We start from the raw sequence: 18,196 nt of genomic DNA on the forward strand, positions 1-18,196 counted from the left end.
GCGGCCCGCGCGTCCCCGCCTCGCCTGCGCGCCCGGCGGTGGCCGACCAGGCACCCGCCCGCCGCACGGCATCCGGCGGTGGTGCCCCGGCCTCCCCTCCCCGCGCGCCGTGTCGGCATCCCCCGGCGGTTCTCCACGCCCCTCCCCTCCCTCCCGCCGCCCCTCTCCTCCCTCCCCTCCTCACCCCAAACCTCTTCTCCGCGAAAACCCCCGGCCGGCCCCTTCCAGCGGGCGGCGGCCGATGCCCCGGCACAGGGTGAGCGGAAGGGTGCGGCCCGGTCGACGGACCGGTCGCGTGGAGTGGGAGGCCGAGCATGGGACGCAGCGCGTACCGCCGCTCCATACCGGAGGACCGGCCGCCCGGGGCCGTCCGGGCCCGGCGCCTGGCCTCACTGGCGGCCGTCTGCGCACTGAGCCTGGCCGTCTGCACCTCCGCGGTGAACCAGCGCGCCGAGGACCCCACCGCGGCGGGCCCCGTCCCCCCGGCCCGGTCCGCCGTCGGACTCGCGCCGTGCATGATCAGCGGCGGCCTGGACGCCCAGATGTCCGAGGGCCTGCCCACCCCCTCCGGCTACTCCCCGGCCACCGGCACCGTCCGGGCGCTGACCCTGATGGTCGACTTCCCCGACGCCCGGGGCGAGGGCGACGCCATGGACCGCTACGCCGAGTTCTTCCCGCAGACCCAGGACTGGTTCCGCACCAGCTCCTACGGCCGCCTCGACTACCGCCCCGAGGCCCCCGTGAAGGAGTGGCTGAGGATGCCGAAGGACTTCGACGAGTACGGGATAGAGCGCGGCGCCCCCTTCGACCCCGCGTACCGCGGGCTGGTCGAGGACATCGTCGAGAAGGCCGACGCCGAGGTCGACTTCAGCCGGTACGACCTGCTCAACGTCCTGGTCACCCCGAACGCGGGCCCGTCCGCGCTGGACACCGTGCTCTCGGTGACCTTCGCCGCCAACTCGGAGGCACCGGTCGCCGACGGCGTGCCCGTGTCGCACACCTCGTTCGTCTACTCGCGCCAGGACGACGGATCGGGCACCTACGACCGCACCGGCTACCGGGTCCTGCCCCACGAGAACGCGCACGTCTTCGGACTGCCGGACCTGTACACCCAGGACGGCGGCGGCGCGGCCGGGCACTGGGACATCATGAGCGAGGACTGGGGCGCCAACAACGACCTCATGGGCTGGCACAAGTGGAAGCTGGGCTGGCTGGACTCCGGCCAGGTCGCCTGCGCGGCGCGCGCCGGCTCCGTCTCCGACCACGTGCTGACCCCGCTGGCCCGGGCGGGCGGCCCCAAGCTGGTGGTGCTCCCGCTGGACGAGGACACCGGCTACGCGGTCGAGGTCCGCACCCAGGAGGGCAACGACGAGCTGGTGTGCCGCCCCGGCGTGCTGGTCTACCGCGTCGAGGCGGGTGTGGAGACCGGCCAGGGCCCGATCACCGTCCACGACCACCGGCGGGACAGCGGCGGGTGCACCCAGTCCCCCAACGTCCACGCGGAGCTCTCCGACGCCACCCTCGCCCCCGGGGACAGCTTCCGGGACCGCGAGAACGGCATCCGCATCAACGTCGTCGGCAAGGGGCCCGGCAACGCCTACCGACTCCGGGTCACCCGCGACTGAGACCCCGGCGACACACAGCCACCCGACCGCCCACACCGCGACGTCCGCACGCCCGCAGGCCCTCACGGCCGCACGCCCCTTCCCACGCCCTTGCACGCCCGCGGGATCCCGAGGCCCCCTCCCTTATTGCGACTCCTATGCAATAACATGATGACCGCAACGATCTTCGGTCAGTCAACGGGAGGCTCCTCCACCATGCCCCGGGCACTACGCCGGGCCGCCGCGCTGAGCGCCGCCGCCCTCACCGCCGCCACCGCCTGCTCCGCGCCCGGCGGCGACGCCCGGGCCGCGGCACCGGCCGACTCCGTCGTCATCGGCGTGGCCACCGAACCGGACAGCCTCAGCCCCCTCCTCGGCTACGGCAAGGACGGCAACTCGAAGCTGTTCGACGGCCTCCTCTCCCGCGACGCCGACCTCGGCCTTGAACCGGCCCTCGCCGAGGACCTCCCGAAGGTCTCCGAGGACGGGCTCACCTACACCTTCACCCTGCGCGACGGCGTCACCTTCAGCGACGGCGAGCCGCTGACCCCCGCCGACGTGGTCTTCACCTACGAGACCGTCCTCGACGAGAAGACCAACAACCCCAGCCGCAGCGAACTCGCCGCCGTGGAGAGCGTCCGCGCCAAGGGTGCGGACCAGGTGGTCTTCACGCTGAAGTACCCCTTCGCCCCGTTCGCCGCCCGCACGGTGCTGCCGATCGTCCCCGAGCACGTCGCCGGGAAGCAGGACCCCAACGACGGCGCGTTCAACACCAAGCCGATCGGCACCGGCCCGTACGTGCTGGCCGACTGGCGCAAGGGCGAGAAGCTGGTGTTCGAGGCCAACCCCCGTTACTGGGGCGGCGAGCCCGCCGTGAAGAACGTGACCATGGCGATCGTCCCCGACGACGACGTGCGGGCCACCCGGCTGCGCTCCGGCGACCTCGACGGCGCCGTCCTGCCCCCCAACCTGGCCGCCACCTTCAAGGACGACGCGGACCTCAAGACCTACCGGGCCACCTCCTACGACTACCGCGCCGTCAGCCTGCCCACCGGCAACCCGGTGACCGGCGACACCGCCGTCCGCCGCGCCCTGGACCTGGCCGTGGACCGCGACACCATGGTCGACAAGGTCCTCGACGGCGCCGGCCGCCCCGCCTACGGCCCGCTGCCCGTCGACGACGAGTGGTTCGCCAAGGGCACCGAACGCGCCCACGACCCGGCCGCCGCGGAACGCCTGCTCGACGAGGCCGGCTGGAAGAAGGGCGGGGAAGGCGTCCGCGCCAAGGGCGGCCGCCGCGCCTCGTTCACCCTGTACTACCCGGCCGGCGACAAGGTCCGGCAGGACCTCGCCCTCGCCTACGCGGGCGACGCCAAGAAGATCGGCGTGGAGGTGAAGGTCGAGTCCGGCACCTGGGACGTCATCGAGCCGCGGATGGCGAAGGACGCCGTGCTGGCCGGCTTCGGCGACGTCGGCGACCCCGACTTCGGCCTCTACACGCTGCTGCACTCCTCCGAGGCCGGCGACGGCTTCAACAACATGCCGCACTACGACAACCCGGCCGTCGACCGCGCGCTGGAGGAAGGCCGCCGCACCCGCGACACCGCCGAGCGCAAGGCCGCCTACGACACCCTCCAGAAGGAACTCGCCAAGGACCCCGGCTACACCTTCCTCACCCACCTGGACCACCTCTACGTCGTCGCCGACCGCTGGCGCACCGAGGAGGCCGCGGGCCTGAACACCCAGGTGGAGCCGCACGAGCACGGCTTCGGCGCCGGACCGTGGTGGAACCTCGAGGACTGGCGGCCCCAGGGGTGACCGCCGTGACGACCGGCGCGGCGGCGCAGCGGCCCACCGCCGCCCGGCGGCGCCTGCCGTGGGCCGCCATGGCCCGGCTGGCGCTCCGCCGGATCCTGTCCGGCGTGCCGCTGCTGCTGGCCGTCACCCTCGGCGTCTTCGTGCTGGCCGCGGCCTCCCCCTTCGACCCGGTCCGCGGCTACGCCGGTGACGCGGCGCTCACCGCCGACCAGGAGACCCTGGACCGGCTCGCCGCCAACCTGGGCGTGGGCGAGTCCTTCACGGCCCGCTGGTGGGACTGGCTGACCTCCGCCCTCTCCGGCGACCTGGGCCACTCCACGGTCCTGCGGCAGCCGGTCGTCGAGGTGATCGCCGAGCGCGCCGTCTGGTCGGCGCTGCTGTGCGCGGTGGCGTTCGCGGTCGCCGTGGTGGTGGGCACCCTGCTCGGGGTGCTCGCCGCGCGCCGCCCCGGCGGACTCCTCGACCGGGCGGTCACCGGTCTGGCGTACACGCTCTCCGCGGCCCCGGTCTTCTGGCTGGCGCTGCTCGCCGTGTGGTTCTTCGCGCTGCGCCTCGACGTGCTGCCGGCGGGCGGGCTCACCGACAGCGGCTCGTCGTACGTCTCCTTCGGCGGGGTGGCCGAGCACCTGGTGCTGCCCGCCGGGGTCCTGGCGGTCTCCCAGCTGCCCTGGTTCACGCTCTACGTCCGGCAGGGCGTGGGCGACGCGCTCGCCGAGGACCCGGTGCGCGGCGCCCGCGCCCGCGGCCTCGCCGAGCGGACCGTGCTGCTGGGCCACGCGCTCCGCTCGGGGCTGCTGCCGGTGCTCACCCTGATCGGTTCCCGGGTGCCCGAACTGATCACCGGGGCGCTGCTGGTGGAGACCGTCTTCAGCTGGCCCGGCATCGCCGACGCGACCGTGCGGGCGGCCACGTCCGTGGACTTCCCGCTGCTGGCCGCGCTGACCGTCTTCGCCACCGTCGCCGTCCTCCTCGGCAACCTCCTCGCCGACCTGCTGTACGGCCTGTTCGATCCAAGGGTGGACTTCCGTGACATGTGACGGCCTCGACGCGAAGGCGGGCGCCGGGAGAGAGGGCGCCGCGAAGGCGGGCGCCGCCGCCGCGGTCGGCGGCGCGGGCGCGAGCACCTTCCCGGCCGCGTCCGCCCTGGAGGCGGCCTCCCCGGACGCGACCGCCCCGGACACGCCGGTCGCCTGGCGGACGCGCGGCCCCCGGCACCGCTCCTGGCGGACGCTGCGGGTGCGCACCTCCGCCGTACTGGTCGGCGCCGTCGTCCTCGCCGTGCTGCTGGTGCCCCCGCTGGCCCAGCTCGACCAGCAGGCCGTCGACCTCGCCTCCAAACTCCAAGCCCCCTCCCTCACCCACCCCTTCGGCACCGACGACCTCGGCCGCGACCTGCTCCTGCGCTGCGTCTACGGTCTGCGGGTCTCGCTCTTCGTCGGCGTCGCCGCCGCCCTGGTCGCCGCCGTGGTCGGCACCGCCGTGGGCGCGCTGGCGGGGGCGCTCGGCGGGTGGGTGGACCGGGTCGTCATGCGGGTCGTCGACGCGCTGGCCTCGGTGCCGCACCTGCTGCTCGGCGTCTTCGTGGTCGCCCTGTTCCGGCCGGGCGTGTGGCCGGTGCTGCTGTCGATCGCCGCCACCCACTGGCTCTCCACGGCCCGCATCGTCCGCGCCGAGGTGCTCTCGCTGCGCGGCCGGCCGTTCGTGGACGCCGCGATCTCCGGCGGTGCCTCCCGGTGGCGCGTCGCGGTACGGCACCTGGTGCCCGCCGTACTCCCGCAGGCCGGGCTGGCGGCCGTGCTCTCCGTGCCGCACGCCATGTGGCACGAGTCGGCCCTCTCCTTCCTGGGCCTGGGCCTGCCCGCCCACATGGCCAGCCTCGGCAACCTCATCGAGGGCGCCCGCGGCTCGCTGCTCGCCGGGCAGTGGTGGCCGACGCTCTTCCCCGGCCTGTTCCTGATCGTCCCCACCCTCGCCGTGGCCGGGCTGGCCGGTGCCTGGCGGGACCGGATCGACCCGCGCCGCCGATCGGAGCTGATGCTGTGAGCGACGTCCTTCTCTCCGTCCGGGGACTCCACGTGCGGTTCCTGATGCCGCGCGGACGGATCGTCTCCGCCGTCACCGACGCCTCGTTCGACGTCCGGGCCGGGGAATGCCTGGTCCTCGTCGGCGAGAGCGGCTGCGGCAAGTCCGTGCTGGCCTCCGCGCTCCTCGGGCTCCTCCCCGGCAACGCGCAGACCGCGGGCAGCGCCGCACTCGGCGACGCACTCGGCGACGCGGGCATCGACCTGCTCGCCGCGGACGAACGCACCCTCGCCCGGCGGGTCCGCGGCCGCCTGGTCGGCCTGGTCCCGCAGAGCCCCGCCGCCCACCTCACGCCCGTGCGCACCGTCCGCTCCCAGCTCGAGGAGACCCTCGCCGAGCTGCGCGGCACGCGCCGTGGCCTGCGCGGACGCGGCCTGCTGCCCGGCCCCGGCGGCCGGCCCGCGCGCGGCGCCCTCGCCGTACCCTCCGCGCCGGCCGGTGCCGCCGCCCGCGCCGTGCCGCGTGGGCGGGCCGCGCTGCGCGCCGCCGCGGAGGAGGCCGCCGAGCGGGCCGCGTTCCCCGCCTCCCACCTGGACCGCTACCCGCACGAGCTGTCCGGTGGCCTCGCCCAGCGTGCCGCCACCGCGCTGGCCCTCGTCGGCGAGGCGCCGCTGCTGCTGGCCGACGAGCCCACCACCGGCCTCGACCGCGACCTCGTCGACCGCACCGTGGACGAACTCCGGCGCCACGTCGACACCGCCCCGGCCGACGGCACGGGGCGGCGCGGCATGCTGATGATCACCCACGACCTGGCGGCCGCCTCCCGCGCCGCCGACCGGGTCGCCGTGATGTACGCGGGCCGGATCGTCGAGATCTGCGACGCTGTCGACTTCTTCGGCGCGCGCGGCCCCCGCCACCCGTACAGCCGGGGCCTGCTCGACGCCCTCCCCGACCGCGCGTTCACGCCCGTCCCCGGCCTGCCGCCGGAGCTCAGCGCCCTGCCGCCGGGCTGCGCCTTCGCCCCCCGCTGCGCCCACGCCACCCGCGCCTGCGGGACCGTGCCCGCCCTGACCGCCACCCCGGACGCCCCCGCCACGGGCGGGGTCGCCTGCCACCACCCCGCCCCCGCGGCCCTCCCCTCCCGCCCGGGCCGCCCCGAGCCCGCGGAGCCGACCCATGCCTGACACCCTCCCGTCCGCCCCCGCGTCCCCCGGCAGCGCGCCCTCCGGCCCCGTCCTGGAGCTCCACGACATCACCGCCGGCTACGAGCGCCGCCGTCCCGTGGTCCGCGGGGCCTCCCTCACCCTGGCCGCGGGCGAGGCGGTCGGGCTGCTCGGCCCCAGCGGCTGCGGCAAGTCCACCCTCGCCCGCGTCGCCGCCCTGCTCCACCGCCCCGACTCCGGCCGGCTCCTCCTCGACGGCACCCCGGTGACCCGCTGGCGCCACCGCGCCCCCCGCGCCCGGCGCACCGCCTTCGGCGTCGTCCTCCAGCAGCCCCGCCTCGCCGCCGACCCCCGCCTCACCCTGGCCGACCTGATCACGGAACCCCTCCGCGCCACCGGCCGCCGCCCCGAGGCCCCCGCCCGCCTCGCCGAACTCACCCCCCTGGTCGGCCTCACCCCCGACCTCCTCACCCGCCGCCCCCACGAGGTCAGCGACGGCCAGCTCCAGCGCGCCTGCCTGGCCCGCGCCCTCACCCTCCGCCCGCGCATCCTGGTCTGCGACGAGATGACCGCCATGCTCGACGCCTCCACCACCGCGGCCCTGGTCGCCGCCGTCGAGTCCTACCGCGCCGACACCGGCGCCGCGCTCCTCGCCGTCGGCCACGACGCGACCCTCCTCCACCGCTGGTGCGACCGCGTCCTCCCCTGGGAAGCCGTCACCCCCACCCCCTGACCCACACCGCCCTCGCCCCTCCCCTCCTCTCTCCCGCGCAACTCCCCTGGCCGTCACCGGCCCACCCGCTACACTGTCTCCGGCGGCGAAGCCGTCGCCGACTGCCTTCGTAGCTCAGGGGATAGAGCACCGCTCTCCTAAAGCGGGTGTCGCAGGTTCGAATCCTGCCGGGGGCACAACCGAAGAGGTCCCGGACCGATCATGGTCCGGGACCTTTGACCGTCACCGGCACTACCCGATCCGCCGCACGAGACCGAACAACGGCTGAGACATCACCTCTGTGCCTGCTTCTGCGAGGCATGGTCTGATGGTCGGTGGCACCGAGCGTCCGGGGCCGTATCCGGGTGAACCATCGGCAATGGGGCACGGACGAAGCGCGACCGGTGCAACCATGGGCCTAGATGTCGGAAGGTGGGTGGAGGCATGAGTGTCGCGTACGACCACGTGGGCCCGTGGACCATGGACGATGTCCTCGCTCTCGGTGAGGACACGCATCAGCGGGTCGAACTCGTCGGAGGGGCGCTCCTGATGTCTCCCGCCCCCAGCGTTCCCCATCAGCGGGCTTCACGCCGGCTCGCCTCCCTGCTGGAGCGGGCCGCCGACGAAGCGGGCGCGGACGTCGAGGTCCTGGAAGCCGTGAACATCAGCGTGCCTGACGGGCTTCTCATCCCTGACCTTGTCGTCGCAGATGCCGAAGCAGCCGCCGAGGCGGGCGTCGTCCTCAACAACGCTGCTGTGCTCCTTGTCGTCGAGATCGCGTCACCGGCCACCCGCCTCACCGACCGCAAACTCAAGCCGGCCCTGTACGCCGCGGCCGGCATCGAGCACTACTGGCGCGTCGACCTGGAGCCCGCCCCCACGCTCCACACCGCCATGCGCAACGGTTCCGGCTACCGCGATCTGGCGACCGTCCTGCCTGGCCAGACCGTCCAGATCGACGAGCCGTTCCCTCTCACCATCGATCCGGGCCGACTCGCTCGATAGACAGACTCGAGCACAGCAGCCGGCGCAGCACACATTCGGTACGCATGGGGCCGGGAAGCACTGCGAACCGCTGAGAACCAGCGAGGCGTTTTCCGCAGGTCAACCTCTCAGCTGTATTCGTCTCCCCAGGTCACAGCCCCGCCCGGAGGGATCTCCTGAAGCAGGTGTCGCAAGTTCGCTTCCTGCCGGGGGACACCGGCGCGAAGGCCCCCTACCGATCTTGGTAGGAGGCCTTCGGCATCTACGGCTGAAAGCAACGGCGGCGATCGGCCGAGGACCGCCGCGAGCGCGGAGCGAAATACGGGTAGCGGCTCCCGGGCCTGGCGGAAGGATCACGCATGTCGACCGATGTCAGCGGAATGATCGAGTGCCGGCCAGGAGCCCGTCTGTGGGGTCTGGACGATGAGGACACAGTCTGGGAAGCGGGCATCGACCTCTTCCTGCTGCACAGGGGCAACGCTTACGACGGCCTCGCGTGCCTCTTCGGAATCCGCAACTCCTTCGGATTCCGTCCGCTTGCCGAGGACCGCGGCTTCCCGGACGACGCATCGGAAAGGCTGCGCCATGAGTTCGCCGACCATGCCGGCCCCGACTTCGCGTACGGGACGACATGGGTGACCTGGGCCGAACTGTCCGCCACCGACTGGCAGGAGACGAACGCCTCCGGAACACGAAGTCGCGCATCGGCCGCAGGAACAGACACCGACTGGGGCCGCGTCTGGAGCGTCATGCGCATCCTCAGCGAAGTCCACGGCGCGGAGAATGTCCGTCTCGTCGTCTGGTGCCACTGACTCGCCCCTTCGGTGAACATGGGGTCGGCCCAGACAGGCATCCAGCGCAGCGCTGCCCCATCCGCCATCTGGTTCCCTGAGGCCCACCGTCGATGACGACTGGCCTCCGGTCAGCGGACAATGGCGCCATGACGTTGACGATCTGGGTCGATGACTGGCAGATCCAGTGCTGTGGCGACAGCTTCGCGCCAGGGGATGTCGTCTCGTGGACGCTGCTGGAGGCGGACGTGTGTGGCCGGCCAAGAATGCAGCGCGGTACGGCAACTCGGTCTCAGGCAGCGTGCGGGGTGAAGGTGACGTGGGAGTCACCCTCGTCCATGGCCACGACCAGGGAGCCGTCCAGAGCCTTGGCCAGGCGCCGCAGCAGTGGGAACGCGGGCACCGCGTCGCCGCCCTCCATCCGGGACACCTGGGGCTGGGTCATCCCGGCCCGCTCGGCCAGTTCGGCCTGGGACAGACCGAGTTCGATGCGACGGTCGTAGACCGCTTGCCCCAGATCACCGGCCAGCCGAGCGTCGACGTACTCCTGGTCGTAATCCACCGCCTCACCGGCAAGCTGCCGGGTTCGGCGCGTCCGCCATGTGCTGTGGTTCATCAGCTCTCCTCGCGGCGATCGTAGGTGTACTGGGCGTGGTCGTGCTCGGCCTCGCAGACCTTCTGAGCCTGGTGCGCGCGCTGGGCTTCCGCCACCTCCCGCATCCTCGTCTTGCGGAAAACCGTCAGCAGAACGATCCGCTGTCCGGGAGCGAGCCAGTACGGGATGCGCACAGCCTCGCCATCCACAGCGAACCGGAGCTCACGCAGCTTGCCGCCCAGGTGCCGGGAGTACGGCTCACCCAAGGTCGTCGGTGCGTTCAGCAGACGGTCCGCCTTGTCCTCCACCGTTCATCAGAGGCGAAACGGAAGCAGGTCGGTCGGCGCTGCGCCAGCGCGTTTCGCTGCCCATCCGCGGGGCGTCATGGCCGGATGGCGATCTTGATGGCCTGGCGCGTGTTCATGGCCTGGTAGGCCGTCGCCACGTCGTCCAGGGGCAGTTCGGCCGACAGCACCGGTGAGGGGTCGAGCCGACCGGCGAGGACCTCGGCGAGCAGCGGTTCCAGGTAGCGGCGGGCGGGAGTCACCCCGGCCCGCAGGGCGATGTTGTGACGGAACAGGCGGTACAGGTCGACGCGGTCCACGCCGTTGGGGACCCCGACGGAGCCGATCGTGCCGCCGGGCCGGACCAGGTCGATCGCGAGGTCGAGGGCGGACTGGGTGCCCGCGCACTCGGCGACGCCGCCGGCACCGCCCTCGGTCGCGTCCCGGACGAGGGCGACGGTCGCCGGGTCGTCCGCGGACAGGACGTCGGTCGCCCCCAGGCGCCGCGCCAGGTCACCGCGGTCGGGGTGCCGGCCGACGAGGATGATCCGTCCGGCCCGGGCGCGGCGGGCGGCGAGCACCGCGCACAGCCCGACGGCGCCGTCCCCGAGGACGACCACCGTGGAGCCCGGCCGGACACCGGCCAGGGCGACGGCGTGGGCACCGGTCGCCATGACGTCCGTCAACGGGAGCAGCCGCCGCAACAGTTCGGCATCCGCTTCCGCGCGCACCGGGACGAGCGTGCTGTCGGCGAACGGCACGCGCACGGCCTCGGCCTGGCCGCCGTCATGGCGGCCGCCCCAGAAGCCGCCGTCGGGGCAGGAGGTGAACAACCCGTCGCGGCACGGTCGGCAGGTGCCGTCCGCGAACGCGAAGGGTGCGAGGACGAGGTCGCCCGCACGGAGGCGGGTGACGCGCGCGCCGACGTCCTCGACGACGCCGATCCACTCGTGGCCCATGCGGTCGCCCGGCGTGAACGGCTCCTGGCCCCGGAACGGCCACAGGTCGGATCCGCACACGGCGGCGAGGGACACCCTCACCAGCGCGTCACTCGGTCGCTCGATCACCGGGTCGGGGACGTCGACGAGACGGACGTGCCCGATCCCTTCCAGCACGGTGGCTCTCATGGGCGATCACGGTAGGCTGCCGCCGCCCGTCCGGCCATGGCGTTCCGACGGGGTGCACGCCTTGTTCCCGTCGAATGGAAGGTGCTGCTGTATGTCCGGTTCCCGAACGTCGGGTGCGGTCGATGCGGTGGATCTCGCGATCATCCGTGAGCTCTCCCGCAACGCCCGTGTCAGCCTGGCCGACCTGGGCCGCAGGGTGTCCCTCAGCCGGCCCGCGGTCGCCGAGCGGGTGCGGCGCCTGGAGGACTCCGGCGTGATCAAGGGCTATGGCGTCCACCTCGATCTCGAGCGGCTGGGGCTGGGCCTGAGGGCGCACGTCTCGCTGCGACCCCGGATCCGTTCCGCCCGGAACGCGCAGACCCTGCGCGACCGGCTGCTGGCCATGGGCCACGTCCTGTCGTGTGTCCACGTCACCGGGGAGAACTGCTACGAGGTGACGATCGCGGTCCGGGACGCGCAGCACCTCGAGCAGGTCATCGAGCGCCTGTCGGAGATGGGCGACACCACTACCGGCGTGGTGCTGTCGGAGCCGGTGCATCCGCGTGACGTGGATGTCGCCGCGTGGCTCCTGCGGGAGGAGTGAGACGGCGGACGCGGCTCGGCGGGACCCGGCCGTGGCGTGACCGTGGGCCGCGGATCCGGGGGCGTGGGCCTGTCACTGCGGGAGCCGGGCCGGTTCGTCCTCCCAGGCCATGGAGGACATCCTCCAGCCGGCCGGGGTCCGAAGGAACTGGGTGGTCTTGTGGCCGCCTCCCTCGAAGCGCGCTCCGTCGCGGACACCGGACTTGCGGTACGCGCTGAACCGGTGGGCGACCGAGCCGAAGATCTCGGTGCGCCGGGAGACCTCCCACTCGGAGAACTCCGTCAGCGTTCCGTCGGTGAGCATCTTCTGGCGCGGCTCGACGAAGGCGTCCAGGTCCATGACGACGGGGTTGTCGCCGGTGTTCGAGATGATCCGCCCCTCGGGGAGGAAGAGGTCGCGGATGGTCTCCAGGTCGGGGCGCCTTCCGCCGGTGTTGGTGAAGGAGTCCATGAAGAGGTCCATCAGCCGGTCGATTTCCGCATGGTCGCCCGACGCCGACGTTGACGTGGGCGCGGGCGCGGGCTCGGGCGCCGACGCCGACGTGGACACCGCCTCGGCCGGGGGCCACTCCTGCGCCAGGACGGACCACACCTCGCTGTCGTGCCGCACCCCGCGGTACGGGTAACGCTGCCGGAGCACGCCGTCACGGGTCATCCCCAGGCGGCGCGCGGCCGCGATGCTGCGGGTGTTGCCCGCGGCGACCCACCACTCGACCCTGTGCATCCCGCGCTCGGTGAAGGCCCAGTCGATCAGCGCCCGGCAGGCGCGGGTCACCAGTCCCCGGCCCTGCCCGGCCTCCTCCATCCAGCAGCCGACCTCGCACACTCCCGAGGCGGCGTCGAAGCGGGTGAACATGACGCCGCCCACGAGCACCCCGTCCAGCCAGATCCCGTATATCCGGCCGCTGTCGGAGGACGCGAGGTCGGCGTAGCGCTGGAGGGTCGACCTGGCCGTGGCCAGGTCGGTGGTGAGCGACGCCCAGGGGATCCACGGGTCGACCAGGGGGCGGGCCCGGTCGATGTGCTCCAGGAACTCCGGTGCCTGCCAGGGCTCCAGAGGACGGAGTCGGGCGTGGTCGTCGAGCGGGACGGTGAACATGGGCGTTCTGCCTTCCGGGTCGGGCCGGGCGTGGACGGGCGTGGACGGCAAGAAATGTACGTAACAAGCGTTTGGTATGTAGGGTAGCCGCATGCCGCCACCCGCACCCGGAGATCACGAAGCCCGCCGCAAGGACGTGAGCGAGGCGGTGTGGCGCGTTCTCGCCGCCAAGGGTTTCGGTGGTCTGACCCTGCGCGCGGTCGCCGCCGAGATGGGCGTCTCCACGGGTCTGCTGACGCACTACTTCCCGAGCAAGCGCGCTCTCCTCACGCACGCGCTGGACCTGCTGGAACGGGACACGGCGGGGCGCCCGCGCCGGACCCCTCCCGCCGGCGGCCTGCCCGCCGTACGGGCCCGGCTGCTCGACATCCTGCCGCTCACCCCGGCCGACACCGCCCGTAACCGCATCTGGGTCAGCTCCTGGGACCTGTCCCTCGCCGACGGGACGCTCTCCGCCCAACAGGGCGATCGCTACACGAGGTTGCGCGACTCGTTCCGCCCCATCCTCGAGACGGCACGCGACCTCGGGGAGATCCCCGCGAGCGCCGACACGGATCAACTGGCCGCGTCTGCCGTCGCGTTCGTCCACGGACTCGTTGTCCAGGCCCTCTTCGACCCCGAACGGTTCACCGAGGACGTGCAGATCGCCATGGTCGACGACTTCGTCGCCCGGCTCGCCGGTTCCTAGCCCGTCGACGGGGAGGCGCCGATCGATCGAGGAGACCTCAGGTGCAGTCCTCCACCGCCACAACTGCCCTGCCCGTTCGGCAGGGTGTTCTCTACGTCGCGATCGCGGCCACGGCATGGGGCACGGGCGGTGCCGTGGCCGCCGCGCTGTACGGCGCCGGCGGGATCGGCCCCGTCTCGGTCTCGTTCTGGCGGTTCCTGACGGGACTCGGGCTGCTCCTGGCGGCCCACCTCGTCCGGCGTGCCCGGCGATCCCGGCGGGGGCTGGGGACGACGCCGTCGCTGCGCGCGGCGTTCGCGGCCAACCCGCGGCGGGCCCTGGTCACGGGTTTCGGGCTGGCGGTGTACCAGACGGCCTACTTCGCCTCGGTGCAGCAGGCCGGGCTGACCGTGGCCACGGTGGTGACCCTGGGCGCGGGTCCGGTGCTGGTCGCCGTGGGCGCCAGGCTCACGCTGGGCGAGCGCACGGGCGCGGCCGGGACCGCCGCGGTGGCGAGCGGCGTCGTCGGCCTGGTGCTGCTGACGGGCGGCGCGGAAGGGGGCACCGGCCCCGCTCCCGTGCTGGGCATCGGCTACGCGCTGCTGTCCGCCGCCGGCTACGCGGGGGTGACGCTGCTGGGCCGCCTCTCCGGCCGGGAGAACACCGGCGGTGCGTTCGGGTCCACGGTGACCGGCTTCGCGGTCGGCATGGTCTGCCTCCTGCCGGCGGCCTGGCTGGAGGGCCTGCTGCCCGACGCGGGGCGTCCGGCGTGGACGCTGGGCCTGATCCTCTACCTGGGGGCGGTGCCGACGGCGTTGGCGTACACGCTGTTCTTCGCCGGCCTCGGCGCCGTCAAGGCGACCACGGCGTCCGTCGTGGCCCTGGTGGAGCCGCTCACCGCGGCGGTCATCGGCGTGCTCGTGCTCGGCGAGCGGCCGGGCGCGACCGTCCTCACCGGCACGGCCCTGCTGCTGTTCGCCGTGGTGTTCCTCGCCGCCGCCGAGGGAGCCGGCCGGGCGTCCGCGCCACGGGCGACAGCGTCACGGGCGACTGGCTCGACGCGGGCGTCGGGCCGAGCCGGCCGGCCCTTCGCCGCCTCGGCCACCGGCCTCCCGTGGGGCGCCTCCGCAGGCCAAGCTCGGCCCATGAACACGGATCCCAGCGAGTACGAGAAGGCGATCCCGGCCGTGGCGGCCCATCTCGACAGGATGGAACGGGCGGTTGCCCGGACCCGCGCCTCGCACGCGGGGCAGCCGTACGCAGCGGTGCGTCAGGCCCTTGTCGAAGCCCTCCGGGACGAGGAGGCGCACCCCATCGTGCCGGAGATCGTCGACATCTACGCGCGCCAGATCTCCGAGGCGGCGACCGGACGCTGAACCAGGCGCCGGGCGGGCCACCCGCTCGCTCGGGTGGCCCGTCCGGCGGTCGGCGCGGGAACCGGACCGCCTACGCCGGGTACGGCGCCGTCGCGCGGGCCGTGCGCAGGGCGGCGGCCCACCAGGCGAGCTGGTCGAGGAGCGTCTTGGCGTAGCCGGGTGTCTCGGGGTCGAGGGGGCGGCCGTCCTGCCAGGTGAAGAAGTAGTTCGGGAAGGCCAGGCCGTCCCGGATGGTCACCGCGTGGAGCTCGGTGAGCACGTTCTCCAGGTGCAGCGCCGCGTGACGGCCGCCGGCCGCGCCGCCGTAGCTGACGAAGGCGACGGGCTTGGCGGTCCACTGGGTGAAGTGCCAGTCGACGGCCGCCTTCAGGGCCGCCGGGTAGCTGTGGTTGTACTCGGGGGTGACGACGACGAACGCGTCGGCCTCGTCCAGCGCCGCGGTCAGCGGCGCCATCCCGGCCGGGCGGGGGTAGTCGTCGCCGGCGAGCGCCGGGGGCGCGGCGGGCAGGGCCAGCGGGAGGTCGATGTCGGCGAGGTCGACGACCTGGACGTCGAAACCGCCGTGATGGGCGGCCTGTTCGGCGACCCAGGACGCCACGACGGGACCGAAGCGGCCCTCGCGGACGCTGCCGATGATGATCACGAGCTTGTGGGTGGTGCCGTTCTTCTCCATGCCCATCACCGTGGCGCGGCGCCGCGGGGCCGGCCAGACCGTGCGGAGACTGGCCCCCGCAGGGCCACCCTGGGCACTACGCGGACGGTGCGCCCGCGCCTAGGCTGCGGCGCATGGGGACACCGTTGGGGGACTTCGTCCGGGCCAAGCGGGACAGCATCCAGCCCGAGTCGCTGGGGCTGCCGGACCACGGCCGCCGCCGCTCGCCGGGGCTTCGGCGGCTCGACCTCGCCGCCCGGGCCGGCATCAGCGTCGAGTACCTGACGCGGCTGGAGCAGGGGCGGGACCGCAACCCGTCGGTGGCGGTGGTGAACGCGCTCGCCGACGCCCTCAGCCTCACCCCCGCCGAACGCGACCACCTGCGCTACCTCACGAAGATCACCGGCGGTGAGTGCACCGCCCACCGCCGGCCCGTGCCGCCGCCCCGCGAGGTCCGGCCGACGGTCCTGCGGACGCTCCGGCTCCTCGAACCGGGGATCGCCGCGGTGACCAACCGGCTGGGGGACGTCCTGGCCCGCACCGGCGGCTTCGAGGCGGTCATGGACGGGACGGGCCTGCTGGACGCGGGCGACGGCAACGCACCCAACCTCACCCGGTACGTCTTCACCGACCCGCGCGCCCGCACGCTCTTCGCCGACTGGGACGACGTCGCGGACGCGCAGGCCTTTGACCTGTGGCACGCGCCGTCGGTGGAGAACTCCGAGTGGTTCACGGCCGAACTCGCCCCGGCCGCCGGGCCGGAGCTCACCCGCCGCCTGCACCGGCACGCCGTCCCGCGCCGCGGGATCCTGCGCCTGCGGCATCCGTCCGGACCCGAGCTGCGCTTCGAGCGGGAGACGTTGGAGCTGGAGGCGGACGCCCAGCAGCTGGTCGTCCTGCTGCCGGCGGACGAGGAGACGGAGCGGGCCGTCGAGCGGCTCCCGCGCCCTCGGGAGGGCCGGCTGCGGGTGATCTCCTGACGCCCGCGACCGGTGGCGTGTCTCAGGTCCTGCGGTAGCGGGCGCTGGCGTCAGGTCCTGCGGTAGCGGGCGCTGGCGAAGGAGAAGCCGCTGAAGGCGATCAGGCCCACGGCGACGGCCACCAGCAGCCAGGGACCGGCCGCGGTCTGGGTGAAGGCGCGGAGCGTGTCGTCCACGCCCTTGGCCTCGTCGGGGTCGAACCGCACCGCGGCGATCAGCGCGAACACGCCCGCCGTGCCGAAGAGGACGCCGCGGGCGACGCCGCCGCAGACGCCGAGGACGTCGACCGTGCGGCGCACGGTGCGGCTCATCGCGGCCGTCCTGAGGTGCTTGCGGAACTTCCTCCGCACCGCGCGGACCAGGATCCAGCCGCCGGCGACGATCACGCCGAGCGCGACCGCGCCGACCAGCCAGCGGCCGGCGGGCATCTCCAGCGCCCGCGCGGTGACGTCCCGGGACTGCCGGTCGGAGGAGCCCGCGCCCCCCTCACCGGCGGCGAAGGCGAGCACCGAGTAGGCGACGAAGCCGTAGAACACGGCGCGGCAGGCGGAGAACAGCCGCTTGCGCGCCTTCCGGCCGTCCGGGCCGGACGCGCCGAACGCCGCCTCGGAGAGGCGCCACAGCGCCATCCCCGCCGTCGCTATGCCCAGGGCCCACAGCAGCACGGACCCGAACGGCTTGTCCGCTATCTCGGTGAGCGCGCCGGAGCGGTCGGCCTGTTCGCCGTTGCGGGGGTCGAAGGCCACGCGCAGCGCGATGGCGCCGATGAGGAGGTAGAGGACGCCGCGCGCGGCGAAACCGGCGCGGGCCGCACGGTCCATCGCGGTGCTGTTCGCGGCGCGCCGTGCGGTGCTCCAGGGAAGCCATGTCGTCGATTCACCGGCCATGTCGCCCGGTTGCCCGCTGCCCCCGGCCGGAAACGGGGCCTTGTCGGCCACGGTGGGCGCCCGCGCGGGCCGCACCGGCGCGTGCCCCCGGGGGGCTTTCGCTACCCAGGGGCGGTGAGTACGGCGACTCATGCGGGGCGGCCGGGCCCGGTCGTAGCGTGCGGGCATGGCGACAACTCCTGGGCGACGGCGCGGCCGTCCCGTGCGACGTTACGTGGGTGTGGGGATCGGCCTCGGCGTGAGCGCCGTCCTGATCACCCGGTTCGGGCCCCTGCCGGTGTCCTCCGCCGCGCGGCTGTGGGAGCAGTTCGCGGCGCGGGCGGCGGTCACGACGGACCCGCAGCGGCTGCTGCCGCACCACAACCCGCCCGGGCAGGCCGCCGCCACGTACCGGGCGACGACGGTGTGGTGCCGTGAGCGGGCGGGGCGGGCGGGAGCGGTGGCCCGTCAGGCGACCCGGACCGCACGCCGCGCCACCCGCGCACGCCCCTGACCCGGCGGGGCAACCCGGGGAGCCCCTGACCGGGCGCCGCCGGGTGCCTTCGGGCGCCGCCCGTGGCCCCTGACCGGGCGCCCCACCCGAGGGTCCCGACCGGTCCGGCCGGCCGCGGACCGGCCCTGACCGGGGCCAGCCGGAAACGCCTCGACCGCCCGCCGGCCGGGCCACGGCTGGGGGCGTTGTCGGGTCGGCCTGCGGTCGGCGTGCGGTCCAAGGGGCGCTTCTGGCTGGCCCCGGTCAGGGCCGTCCGGGGGCTGGCGGGCCTTGCCGGGGCCGTTCCGCGGTCGGTGGGCCTGCTGGGGCCGCCTCCGGTTGGCGTGCGGTCGGGGCGCTCCTGGTCGGCTCCCGGACACG

General features: G+C 74.0%; 19 protein-coding genes, 1 tRNA gene and 1 pseudogene. 15 read left to right on the forward strand and 6 right to left on the reverse strand.

Annotated elements, in window-relative coordinates:
• Positions 1-314 precede the first annotated feature (314 nt).
• From ACWD3O_RS05545 to ACWD3O_RS05590, 10 genes and pseudogenes are all read left to right on the forward strand, one after another.
• Positions 315-1,625, forward strand: coding sequence for a M6 family metalloprotease domain-containing protein (locus ACWD3O_RS05545; protein WP_451414923.1), 1,311 nt, complete (start codon positions 315-317; stop codon positions 1,623-1,625).
• Between the two features lie 195 nt (positions 1,626-1,820).
• On the forward strand, positions 1,821-3,422 hold the full coding sequence (locus ACWD3O_RS05550) for an ABC transporter substrate-binding protein (protein WP_451415040.1): 1,602 nt from the start codon (positions 1,821-1,823) through the stop codon (positions 3,420-3,422).
• Positions 3,423-3,490: 68 nt separating this feature from the next.
• Positions 3,491-4,459 carry an ABC transporter permease gene (locus tag ACWD3O_RS05555; RefSeq protein ID WP_451415041.1) on the forward strand — a complete coding sequence of 323 codons (969 nt, stop codon included), beginning with the start codon at positions 3,491-3,493 and terminating at the stop codon, positions 4,457-4,459.
• Between the two features lie 106 nt (positions 4,460-4,565).
• Positions 4,566-5,465, forward strand: a complete 900-nt coding sequence (locus ACWD3O_RS05560; protein ID WP_451415042.1) for an ABC transporter permease — start codon at positions 4,566-4,568, stop codon at positions 5,463-5,465.
• Between the two features lie 44 nt (positions 5,466-5,509).
• Positions 5,510-6,628 carry an ABC transporter ATP-binding protein gene (locus ACWD3O_RS05565; RefSeq protein WP_451415043.1) on the forward strand — a complete coding sequence of 373 codons (1,119 nt, stop codon included), beginning with the start codon at positions 5,510-5,512 and terminating at the stop codon, positions 6,626-6,628.
• Entirely contained in the window at positions 6,621-7,340 is a 720-nt protein-coding gene (locus tag ACWD3O_RS05570) for an ABC transporter ATP-binding protein (RefSeq protein ID WP_451414924.1), read from the forward strand. The genes ACWD3O_RS05565 and ACWD3O_RS05570 overlap by 8 nt, the downstream gene beginning before the upstream one ends.
• Before the next feature lie 103 nt (positions 7,341-7,443).
• Positions 7,444-7,516: transfer RNA gene (locus ACWD3O_RS05575), tRNA-Arg, on the forward strand.
• A gap of 247 nt (positions 7,517-7,763) precedes the next feature.
• Positions 7,764-8,324: a Uma2 family endonuclease gene (locus ACWD3O_RS05580; RefSeq protein ID WP_451414925.1), complete on the forward strand. Its 561-nt coding sequence runs from the start codon at positions 7,764-7,766 to the stop codon at positions 8,322-8,324.
• A 338-nt stretch (positions 8,325-8,662) separates the two neighbouring features.
• Positions 8,663-9,115 (forward strand): hypothetical protein, encoded by a 453-nt coding sequence (locus tag ACWD3O_RS05585; protein WP_451414926.1) that lies wholly within the window; start codon positions 8,663-8,665, stop codon positions 9,113-9,115.
• Positions 9,116-9,243: 128 nt separating this feature from the next.
• Positions 9,244-9,339: pseudogene (locus ACWD3O_RS05590) on the forward strand (DUF6578 domain-containing protein); the annotation flags it as partial.
• Between the two features lie 47 nt (positions 9,340-9,386).
• Here ACWD3O_RS05590 and ACWD3O_RS05595 read toward each other — a convergent pair.
• The 3 genes from ACWD3O_RS05595 to ACWD3O_RS05605 all read right to left on the reverse strand — a co-directional run bounded on the left by ACWD3O_RS05595 (position 9,387) and on the right by ACWD3O_RS05605 (position 11,100).
• On the reverse strand, positions 9,387-9,710 hold the full coding sequence (locus ACWD3O_RS05595) for a helix-turn-helix domain-containing protein (RefSeq protein ID WP_451414927.1): 324 nt from the start codon (positions 9,708-9,710) through the stop codon (positions 9,387-9,389).
• Positions 9,710-9,997: a type II toxin-antitoxin system RelE/ParE family toxin gene (locus tag ACWD3O_RS05600; protein ID WP_451414928.1), complete on the reverse strand. Its 288-nt coding sequence runs from the start codon at positions 9,995-9,997 to the stop codon at positions 9,710-9,712. Before ACWD3O_RS05600 ends, ACWD3O_RS05595 begins: the two co-directional genes overlap by 1 nt.
• Before the next feature lie 74 nt (positions 9,998-10,071).
• Positions 10,072-11,100, reverse strand: a complete 1,029-nt coding sequence (locus ACWD3O_RS05605) for an alcohol dehydrogenase catalytic domain-containing protein (RefSeq protein ID WP_451414929.1) — start codon at positions 11,098-11,100, stop codon at positions 10,072-10,074.
• A gap of 127 nt (positions 11,101-11,227) precedes the next feature.
• Between ACWD3O_RS05605 and ACWD3O_RS05610 the strand changes: the two genes are divergently transcribed.
• Positions 11,228-11,683 (forward strand): Lrp/AsnC family transcriptional regulator, encoded by a 456-nt coding sequence (locus ACWD3O_RS05610; protein ID WP_451408481.1) that lies wholly within the window; start codon positions 11,228-11,230, stop codon positions 11,681-11,683.
• Positions 11,684-11,755: 72 nt separating this feature from the next.
• Here ACWD3O_RS05610 and ACWD3O_RS05615 read toward each other — a convergent pair whose 3' ends face one another.
• Positions 11,756-12,781 (reverse strand): GNAT family N-acetyltransferase, encoded by a 1,026-nt coding sequence (locus ACWD3O_RS05615; RefSeq protein WP_451414930.1) that lies wholly within the window; start codon positions 12,779-12,781, stop codon positions 11,756-11,758.
• A 91-nt stretch (positions 12,782-12,872) separates the two neighbouring features.
• Here ACWD3O_RS05615 and ACWD3O_RS05620 point away from each other — a divergent pair, with 91 nt between their 5' ends.
• On the forward strand, positions 12,873-13,469 hold the full coding sequence (locus ACWD3O_RS05620) for a TetR/AcrR family transcriptional regulator (RefSeq protein ID WP_451414931.1): 597 nt from the start codon (positions 12,873-12,875) through the stop codon (positions 13,467-13,469).
• Positions 13,470-13,510: 41 nt separating this feature from the next.
• Entirely contained in the window at positions 13,511-14,824 is a 1,314-nt protein-coding gene (locus ACWD3O_RS05625; RefSeq protein WP_451414932.1) for a DMT family transporter, read from the forward strand.
• Between the two features lie 70 nt (positions 14,825-14,894).
• Here the strand turns inward: ACWD3O_RS05625 and ACWD3O_RS05630 are convergent, their stop codons facing one another.
• A complete protein-coding gene (locus ACWD3O_RS05630) occupies positions 14,895-15,497 on the reverse strand; it encodes an NADPH-dependent FMN reductase (RefSeq protein WP_451414933.1) in 603 nt (200 codons plus the stop codon).
• Positions 15,498-15,610: 113 nt separating this feature from the next.
• Here ACWD3O_RS05630 and ACWD3O_RS05635 point away from each other — a divergent pair, with 113 nt between their 5' ends.
• A complete protein-coding gene (locus ACWD3O_RS05635) occupies positions 15,611-16,456 on the forward strand; it encodes a helix-turn-helix domain-containing protein (RefSeq protein ID WP_451414934.1) in 846 nt (281 codons plus the stop codon).
• 50 nt (positions 16,457-16,506) lie between these two features.
• Here ACWD3O_RS05635 and ACWD3O_RS05640 read toward each other — a convergent pair whose 3' ends face one another.
• Positions 16,507-17,277 carry a DUF1206 domain-containing protein gene (locus tag ACWD3O_RS05640; RefSeq protein ID WP_451409010.1) on the reverse strand — a complete coding sequence of 257 codons (771 nt, stop codon included), beginning with the start codon at positions 17,275-17,277 and terminating at the stop codon, positions 16,507-16,509.
• 304 nt (positions 17,278-17,581) lie between these two features.
• Here ACWD3O_RS05640 and ACWD3O_RS05645 point away from each other — a divergent pair, with 304 nt between their 5' ends.
• Positions 17,582-17,836: a hypothetical protein gene (locus ACWD3O_RS05645; RefSeq protein WP_451414935.1), complete on the forward strand. Its 255-nt coding sequence runs from the start codon at positions 17,582-17,584 to the stop codon at positions 17,834-17,836.
• Positions 17,837-18,196: the final 360 nt, after the last annotated feature.

This window comes from Streptomyces sp. NPDC002640 (assembly GCF_053592575.1).

What these genes read in the sequence shown, in the direction of transcription:
- ACWD3O_RS05565 (WP_451415043.1), top strand. Translation starts at nt 5,510, where the DNA reads ATGCCGCGCGGACGGATCGTCTCCGCCGTCACCGACGCCTCGTTCGAC.
- ACWD3O_RS05570 (WP_451414924.1), top strand. Translation starts at nt 6,621, where the DNA reads ATGCCTGACACCCTCCCGTCCGCCCCCGCGTCCCCCGGCAGCGCGCCC.
- ACWD3O_RS05555 (WP_451415041.1), top strand. Translation starts at nt 3,491, where the DNA reads ATGGCCCGGCTGGCGCTCCGCCGGATCCTGTCCGGCGTGCCGCTGCTG.
- ACWD3O_RS05615 (WP_451414930.1), bottom strand. Translation starts at nt 12,781, where the DNA reads ATGTTCACCGTCCCGCTCGACGACCACGCCCGACTCCGTCCTCTGGAG.
- ACWD3O_RS05630 (WP_451414933.1), bottom strand. Translation starts at nt 15,497, where the DNA reads ATGGAGAAGAACGGCACCACCCACAAGCTCGTGATCATCATCGGCAGC.
- ACWD3O_RS05550 (WP_451415040.1), top strand. Translation starts at nt 1,821, where the DNA reads ATGCCCCGGGCACTACGCCGGGCCGCCGCGCTGAGCGCCGCCGCCCTC.
- ACWD3O_RS05620 (WP_451414931.1), top strand. Translation starts at nt 12,873, where the DNA reads ATGCCGCCACCCGCACCCGGAGATCACGAAGCCCGCCGCAAGGACGTG.
- ACWD3O_RS05580 (WP_451414925.1), top strand. Translation starts at nt 7,764, where the DNA reads ATGAGTGTCGCGTACGACCACGTGGGCCCGTGGACCATGGACGATGTC.
- ACWD3O_RS05595 (WP_451414927.1), bottom strand. Translation starts at nt 9,710, where the DNA reads ATGAACCACAGCACATGGCGGACGCGCCGAACCCGGCAGCTTGCCGGT.
- ACWD3O_RS05545 (WP_451414923.1), top strand. Translation starts at nt 315, where the DNA reads ATGGGACGCAGCGCGTACCGCCGCTCCATACCGGAGGACCGGCCGCCC.
- ACWD3O_RS05635 (WP_451414934.1), top strand. Translation starts at nt 15,611, where the DNA reads ATGGGGACACCGTTGGGGGACTTCGTCCGGGCCAAGCGGGACAGCATC.
- ACWD3O_RS05585 (WP_451414926.1), top strand. Translation starts at nt 8,663, where the DNA reads ATGTCGACCGATGTCAGCGGAATGATCGAGTGCCGGCCAGGAGCCCGT.
- ACWD3O_RS05640 (WP_451409010.1), bottom strand. Translation starts at nt 17,277, where the DNA reads ATGGACCGTGCGGCCCGCGCCGGTTTCGCCGCGCGCGGCGTCCTCTAC.
- ACWD3O_RS05605 (WP_451414929.1), bottom strand. Translation starts at nt 11,100, where the DNA reads ATGAGAGCCACCGTGCTGGAAGGGATCGGGCACGTCCGTCTCGTCGAC.